Raw genomic sequence first — 7,049 nt, 5'->3', positions numbered from 1 at the left:
ACCCGGCGATCAGCCTGGGCCGCCTGGCCGGAGGCGGGCTCCTGGAAGTGGACCGCTCTCTGACGATAGATCTGCTGGGCTGGCTGGCCTGGCCGGCGCGCGACGGCGTGGCCGAGCGCCAGTGGCGCAGCGCGCAGTGGCAGGCCGCCGTGGCCGCGGTGGGCCAGGGTCTGGCGACCCGCCAGGCCTGGGTGGACGCGGTGGCCGCGCGCCAGCAACTGGCGCTGCAGGACCGCCTGCAGGCGGTGGCCGACACCGCCGCCGAGCTGGCCCAGGCCATGGCCCGGGCCGGCAATGTGCCGGCGCTGACCCAGCTGCGCGAGCAGGCCTTCCAGACCGAGACCCGGCTGCAGGGGGCCCAGGCCCGGCAGGCCGCGCTGGCCGCCCGCGAGCGCCTGGTGCGCGCCCTGGGGCTGGACGCCGACGCCCCGCGCCTGAGCCTGCCCGATCACCTGCCCGCGCTGCCCGAACACCCGCGCAGCCTGAGCGAGGCCGAGCAGGCCGCCATCGACCAGCGCCTGGACGTGCAGATGGCCCGCCACGCCGCCGAGGCCACCGCCCAGGACCTGGGCCTGAGCCGCGCGACGAGCTGGGTCAACGTGCTGGAAGCCGGGGTGCAGGACAAGCACGCCCGCGGCGAGCCCACCCAGCGCGGCGCCGAGCTGACGCTGGAGCTGCCGCTGTTCGACTTCGGCAGCACCCGGCGCGCCGATGCCGAAGCCCGCTACCGCCAGGCCCTGCACCGCACCGCCCAGGTGGCGCTGGAGGCCCGCTCCGAGGTGCGCGAGGCCTATGCCGCCTACCGCAGCGCCTATGACGCGGCCCAGGTTCACAGCCGCGAGCTGCTGCCCCTGCGCCAGAAGATCTCCGACGAGATGCTGCTGCGCTACAACGGCATGCTGATCGGTACGGTCGAGCTGCTGGACGACGCCCGCGCCCGCACCGCGGCCGCCAGCGCCGCCCTGGCGGCCCAGCGCGCCTTCTGGCAGGCCGATGCCCGCCTGCAGGCGGCCCTGGCCGGCGTGCCCACCCGCGCGGCCGATGCCGCCGACCTGGCCGCCTCCCTCCTCTCCGACGCCCCGGCCACCGCGGCCGCGGGCCACTGAAAGCCTGCCATGACCGCACGCAGAGACTTCTTCCGCACGGCGGGCGCCAGCCTGCTGGGCGCGGCCGCCGTCAGCCGCGCCGGCGCCGCGCTGCTGCCCGAGGCCGCCACCCAGACCTCGCCCGAGACCCAGGTGCCGCCCCCGCCGCCCAACGGCCGACCCTTCCAGCCCCTGGTCACACTCAACGGCTGGTCCTTGCCCTGGCGCATGAAGAACGGCGTCAAGGAATTCCACCTGGTGGCCGAACCGGTGGTGCGCGAGATCGCCCCCGGCATGACCGCCCGGCTGTGGGGCTACAACGGCCAGAGCCCCGGCCCGACGATCGAGGCGGTGGAGGGCGACCGCATCCGCATCTTCGTGACCAACAAGCTGCCCGAGCCCACCACCGTGCACTGGCACGGCATCCTCCTGCCCTCGGGCATGGACGGCGTGGCCGGCCTGACCCAGCCGCCCATCGCGGTGGGCAAGACCTGGATGTACGAGTTCACGCTGCAGCGCGCCGGCACCTTCATGTACCACCCGCATGCCGACGAGATGCTGCAGATGGCCATGGGCATGATGGGCCTGTTCATCGTCCACCCGAAGAACCCGCGCCAGCACCGGGTGGACCGCGACTACGGCTTCATCCTGAACGCCTACGACATCGAGCCCGGCAGCGCCACGCCCCGCGTGAACACCATGCTGGACTTCAACGTCTGGACCTGGAACAGCCGGGCCTTTCCCGGCATCGATCCCTTCGTGGCCCGCAGTGGCGAGCGGGTGCGCATCCGGGTGGGCAACCTGACCATGACCAACCACCCGATCCACATGCATGGCCCGCACTTTGAGGTCACCGGCACCGACGGCGGCTGGGTGCCCGCCAGCGCCCGCTGGCCCGAGGTGACCACCGACATCGGCGTGGGGCAGATGCGGGCCATCGAGTTCGACGCCGTGGCTGGCGACTGGGCCATCCACTGCCACAAGAGCCACCACACGATGAACGCGATGGGCCACAGCGTGCCCACCATGATCGGCGTGGCGCAGAAGGAGCTGGCGAAGAAGGTGGCCGCCCTGGTGCCCGACTACATGGCCATGGGCGAGCACGGCATGCACGAGATGGCGCAGATGGAGATGCCGCTGCCGGACAACACCCTGCCGATGATGACCGGCCAGGGGCCGTTCGGCCCGGTGGGCATGGGCGGCATGTTCAGCGTGGTCAAGGTGCGCGACGACCTGAAACCGGGCGAGCACCGCGACCCGGGCTGGTACCGCCACCCGGCGGGCACCCTGGCCAGCGAGTACACCGCCGAGCTGCCCGAACCCACCCGCGCCCCGGCCCCGCCGGCCGACGCGCAGACGATGCATGTGCACAAGCCCGGGGCCGACATGCCCATGGACCACTGAACGCCTACCGAACCGGAGAACGACCATGAAGACCACGACCGCGACCCATCCTGTGCTGGACCGCCGCCATCTGCTGGGTCTGGGCCTGCTGGCCCTGGCCGGTGTCGCCCGCCCCGTGCGGGCCGCCGCGCCGCTGCCCGCCGTGCAGGTCTACAAGAACCCCTCCTGCGGCTGCTGCGGCGCCTGGGCCGACCACATGCGCGCGGCCGGCTTCCCGGTCACGCTGCACGCGGTGGACTTCCCCGGCGCCATCCGGCGCCAGCACGGCCTGCCCGACCGCTTCGCCAGCTGCCACACCGCGCTGGTGGACGGCTATGTGGTGGAAGGTCATGTGCCGGCGGCGGAGGTCAAGCGCCTGCTGACCAGCCGGCCGCGCGCCGTCGGCCTGGCCGTGCCCAGCATGCCGCCGAGCTCGCCCGGCATGGATGTGCCGGGCCGCCAGGACCCCTACCAGGTCTTGCTGGTGGACGCCCAGGGCCGCGAGACGGTGTGGGCAAACTACCCGCAGCCGGCCAGCCCGCGCGGCTGAGCCGAGTTCAGGACGTGGCCGTGGCCCGCATGTGGTAGAGCGCGGCCACCAGGTCGGACTGTGTGACCATGCCGACCAGGCGCTGGCGTTCGTCGACGATGGGCAGGTGGTGGAAGCTGCGGTCCGACAGCAGCGGCACCAGTTCGCCCACGTGCAGGTCGGCGGACGCCGTGCGCACCGGGTGGGTCATGATCTGACCGGCCACCTCCGGATGCAGGCTGTGGCTGCGTCCGCTGGGGCGCAGCAGCGCGCGCAGGCGCTCGCCCAGGCGGGTCGGGCCGTCCAGGCCGGCATGGTGCAGGAAGTCGGTCAGCGTGACGATGCCCACCACCCGCCGGCCCCGGTCCACCACCGGCAGGGCGTGGATGCGGTGCTGGCGCAGCGTGTCCCAGGCGGCCTGCAGCGGGGTGCCGAAATCCAGCGCCACCACGTCGCGCGACATGATGTCGCCGCAGCGCACCTCGCCCTGCAGGCGCCGGAAGGCGCGCAGCTCGGTCTGGTGCAGCAGCTCGGCCAAGTCGTCCGGGTCCACGTCCAGCACCTGGTCCTGCTGGCGCAGCACCGCGTCCAGATCGGCCCGGGTGAAACCCAGGCGCTCGCGCGGCGGGGCGTCGCGGGTGCCATGGTCGGCCGCGGGCGCGGGGGGACGGTGGGGGTAGGGGTGCCGGGTGGCGTTGTTGTAGACCACCGCCACGGCCAGCAGCAGCAGCGACTCCAGCCCCACCGGCACCAGGACGAAGCCGGGCCCGGCGCCTTGCAGCGCCGCCGTGAGGGCGATGGCGCCCCCCGGCGGATGCAGGCAGCGCAGCGCGAACATGGCCACCAGCGCGCCCGCCATGGCCGCCGCAGGGGCCACCCCCGGCCCGGCGTGGCCCAGCAGGGCTGCGCAGGTCACGCCCACGCAGGCCGACACCGCATTGCCCAGCAGCATGTTCCAGGGCTGGGCCAGCGGGCTGGCCGGCAGCGCGAACAGCAGCACGGCCGAGGCGCCCATCGGGGCGATCAGCGCGGGCGCGCCCAGCGCATGGCTGAGCAGCCCGGTCAGCAGGATGCCCAGGCCCGCGCCCAGGGCCGCCCGCCAGCGCTCGGGCCGGCCCACGTTGAGCGTGGGCGCCCAATGCCGCCAACGGTCTGCCAGGTCCCTCATGCCGCCTGCAGCGATTCCAGCGGGCCGAAGAACTCCCAGCGCAGACGCTCGGGTGCCACGCCTGCGGCCAGGCCGGCGGCGTGCACCGCCTGCATGAAGGGCTTGGGCCCCAGGAAGTACAGGTCCACGTCGCGGTCGGCCGGCAGCAGCTCGGCCAGCATGGCGCTGTGGATCCGGCCCACGGCGTCGGGCCGGTCCTGCAGACGGGGCGACTCGTAAACGAAGAAGGGCCGCACGTTCGCGTGTTGTTCGGCCAGCGCCTTCACCCGCTCGGCGAAGGCATGCCAGCCGCCATCGCGCGCGGCATGGATGAAGTGGATGGGCCGGCCGCTGGCGGCGGTGGCTTCCAGCATGCTCATCGCCGGGGTGATGCCCACGCCGCCGGTCACCAGCACCAGCGGGCGTTCGGCCGGAGCCTGGGCGTCCAGCACGAAGTCGCCACAGGGGGCCAGGGCCTGCAGCGTGTCGCCCACCTGGGCGCGGTCGTGCAGCCAGTTGGACACCTTGCCGCCGTCCTCGCGCTTGACGCTGATGCGCAGCCAGGGGCGGCCCGGGGCGTCCGACAGCGAGTAGTTGCGCCGGGTCGGCTGGCCATCGATGTCCAGTACCAGGGTCAGGTACTGGCCGGGCTGGAAGGCGGGCAGGGCGCCGCCGTCCACCGGCTCCAGGTAGAAGGAGGTGATGACCTCGCTCTCGGCCTGCTTGCGGGCGATGCGCAGGGCCCGCTCGCCACGCCAGCCGCCGGGGGCCTGGGCGTTGGCGTCGTAGAGCTGGGCCTCGGCGGCAATCAACAGATCTGCCAGAGCCTGGTAGGCCTCGCCCCAGGCGGCGATGATCTCGTCGGTGGCGGCCGCACCCAGCACCTCGCGGATGGCCTGCAGCAGGCACTGGCCGACGATGGGGTAGTGCTCGGGCTGCACACCCAGCGCGACGTGCTTATGGATGATGCGCGGCAGCGCGCCGGCGATCTCGTCCAGCCGGTCGATGTGGGCGGCATAGGCCAGCACGGCGCCGGCCAGGGCCTTGGGCTGGGCGCCGCCGGCCTGGTGGGCTTCGTTGAAGAAGGCCTTCACCTCCGGATACTGGCGGAACATCAGCGGGTAGAAGTGGCGGGTGATGGCTTCGCCGTGTTCCTGCAGCACGGGCACGGTGGCCTTCACCAGGGCAATGGTCTGGGCACTCAGCATGGGATCGCTTCCTTGGGTGATCGGGGATGCTTGCGCCAGATCAAGATGCGCGCCAGCGGTGTGCGTTGCGGCAACTGACTGTCACGCCAGGACTTTTGCCCCTGTCCTGACTGATGTTGTCAGCTTGACCACGGGCGGACTGTCGTCATTGCCACCACAATGTGGTCGCAATGACCACTGATCTGACGACCCCACCGGCGCCCACGCCGCGGCTGGCCGCCCTGCTGGCGGCGGTGCGCGGCATGGTGCGCTGCGACGCGGCGGCCTTGCTGCGCCTGGAAGAGGACCGCGGCGTGCTGCGGCCGGTGGCGGTGGATGGGCTGAGCGAAGAGGCGCTGGGCCGGGCCTTCCCGGTGGCGGCCCACCCGCGGCTGGCTCAGCTGCTGGCCAGCGGCGAGACCGGCCTGCGCTTCGCAGCCGACTGCGGCCTGCCCGATCCCTATGACGGCCTGGTGGAGGGCCAGCCGGACCTGCTGCCGGTGCACGACTGCATGGGCGCGCCCCTGCGGGTGGGCGGGCGGCTGTGGGGCCTGCTGACGCTGGATGCGCTGCAGGCCGGGGCCTTCGACCCGGTGGGCCCGGTCCAGCGCCAGGCCCTGGTGACGCTGGTGCAGGACGGCATCGAGGCCGCCGGCACCATCCGCCAGCTGGCCGAACAGGCGCACCGCGAGCAGGCCCGGCTGCAGGCCCTGCAGCGCAGCACCCTGGCCCAGCGCAGCCTGGGGGGACACAGCCCGGCCATGCAGGCCCTGCTGCGCGAGATCGACCTGGTGGCCGGCTCCGACCTGACCGTGCTGGTCCTGGGCGAGACGGGCGTGGGCAAGGAGCTGGTGGCCCAGCGCCTGCACGCCCGGTCGGCCCGCTGCGAGCGGCCGCTGGTGCAGGTCAACTGCGCGGCCCTGCCCGACACCCTGGCCGACAGCGAGCTGTTCGGCCACCGGCGCGGCGCCTTCACCGGCGCCCTGCAGGACCGGGCCGGCCGTTTCGAGCTGGCCGATGGCGGCACCCTGTTCCTGGACGAGGTGGGCGAGCTGAGCCTGCCGGTGCAGGCCAAGCTGCTGCGGGTGCTGCAGAGCGGCGAGGTGCAGCGGCCCGGCAGCGACCGCCTGCTGCGGGTGGATGTGCGGGTGCTGGCCGCCACCAACCGCGACCTGGCGGCCGAGGTGGCGGCCGGCCGCTTCCGGGCCGATCTCTACCACCGGCTGTCGGTCTACCCGCTGCGCGTGCCGCCCCTGCGCGAACGTGGCCGCGACGTGCTGGCCCTGGCCGGCGGTTTCCTGGAGGAGAACCAGCACCGCCTGGGCACGCGCAACCTGCGCCTGACGCCTGCCGCCAAGGCCTGGCTGCAGCAGCAGCCCTGGCCCGGCAATGTGCGCGAACTGGAGCACGTGATCAGCCGGGCGGCCCTGCGCGTGGTGGGCGAGCAGGGGCGCGGCGCGCGCTGGGTGAGCATCGAGCCCCGCCATCTGGGCGAGGCCGCGCCGGCCCTGGCGAGCACCGCGCCGCTGTCCCCGCCCGGCCTGTCCGTTGATGTCAGCCCGGGCCTGGGCCTGCGCGAGGCGACCGAGGCCTTCCAGCGCCAGTGGCTGCAGGCCCTGCTGGCCCGGCACGGCGGTGTGGCCGCGGCGGCTGCGCGCGAGGCCGGCGTGGACCGCAGCAACTTCCACCGCCTGCTGCGCCGCCTGGGCCTGGCCTGA

The 7,049-nt window shown here is 73.6% G+C and carries 6 protein-coding genes; 4 read left to right on the top strand and 2 right to left on the bottom strand.

The window, feature by feature from the left end; translation table 11 throughout:
- From I73_RS25460 to I73_RS02115, 3 genes are all read left to right on the top strand, one after another.
- The coding region (locus I73_RS25460; RefSeq protein ID WP_022979107.1) for a TolC family protein at positions 1 to 1,106 on the top strand (1,106 nt) is incomplete at its 5' end.
- A 9-nt stretch (positions 1,107 to 1,115) separates the two neighbouring features.
- Positions 1,116 to 2,489, top strand: a complete 1,374-nt coding sequence (locus tag I73_RS02120; protein ID WP_022979106.1) for a multicopper oxidase family protein — start codon at positions 1,116 to 1,118, stop codon at positions 2,487 to 2,489.
- Between the two features lie 25 nt (positions 2,490 to 2,514).
- Entirely contained in the window at positions 2,515 to 3,018 is a 504-nt protein-coding gene (locus I73_RS02115; RefSeq protein WP_022979105.1) for a DUF411 domain-containing protein, read from the top strand.
- Positions 3,019 to 3,025: 7 nt separating this feature from the next.
- On the opposite strand, the gene I73_RS02110 is transcribed toward I73_RS02115, so the two are convergent.
- Together I73_RS02110 and hmpA are read right to left on the bottom strand one after the other, a co-directional pair.
- A complete protein-coding gene (locus tag I73_RS02110) occupies positions 3,026 to 4,165 on the bottom strand; it encodes an HPP family protein (protein WP_022979104.1) in 1,140 nt (379 codons plus the stop codon).
- Entirely contained in the window at positions 4,162 to 5,352 is a 1,191-nt protein-coding gene (gene hmpA, locus I73_RS02105) for an NO-inducible flavohemoprotein (RefSeq protein ID WP_022979103.1), read from the bottom strand. Before hmpA ends, I73_RS02110 begins: the two co-directional genes overlap by 4 nt.
- A gap of 170 nt (positions 5,353 to 5,522) precedes the next feature.
- Between hmpA and norR the strand changes: the two genes are divergently transcribed.
- A complete protein-coding gene (norR, locus tag I73_RS02100) occupies positions 5,523 to 7,049 on the top strand; it encodes a nitric oxide reductase transcriptional regulator NorR (RefSeq protein ID WP_022979102.1) in 1,527 nt (508 codons plus the stop codon).

This window comes from Ideonella sp. B508-1, from assembly GCF_000333615.1.
Lineage (GTDB): Bacteria > Pseudomonadota > Gammaproteobacteria > Burkholderiales > Burkholderiaceae_C > Ideonella.
The sequence above is the reverse complement of the archived record's forward strand: the minus strand, read 5'-3'. Positions and strand labels throughout refer to the sequence as shown.

Bases quoted from the DNA above. Each gene is read 5' to 3' on its own strand.
- I73_RS02120 (WP_022979106.1), top strand. From the start codon at position 1,116: ATGACCGCACGCAGAGACTTCTTCCGCACGGCGGGCGCCAGCCTGCTG.
- I73_RS02115 (WP_022979105.1), top strand. From the start codon at position 2,515: ATGAAGACCACGACCGCGACCCATCCTGTGCTGGACCGCCGCCATCTG.
- I73_RS02110 (WP_022979104.1), bottom strand. From the start codon at position 4,165: ATGAGGGACCTGGCAGACCGTTGGCGGCATTGGGCGCCCACGCTCAAC.
- hmpA (WP_022979103.1), bottom strand. From the start codon at position 5,352: ATGCTGAGTGCCCAGACCATTGCCCTGGTGAAGGCCACCGTGCCCGTG.
- norR (WP_022979102.1), top strand. From the start codon at position 5,523: ATGACCACTGATCTGACGACCCCACCGGCGCCCACGCCGCGGCTGGCC.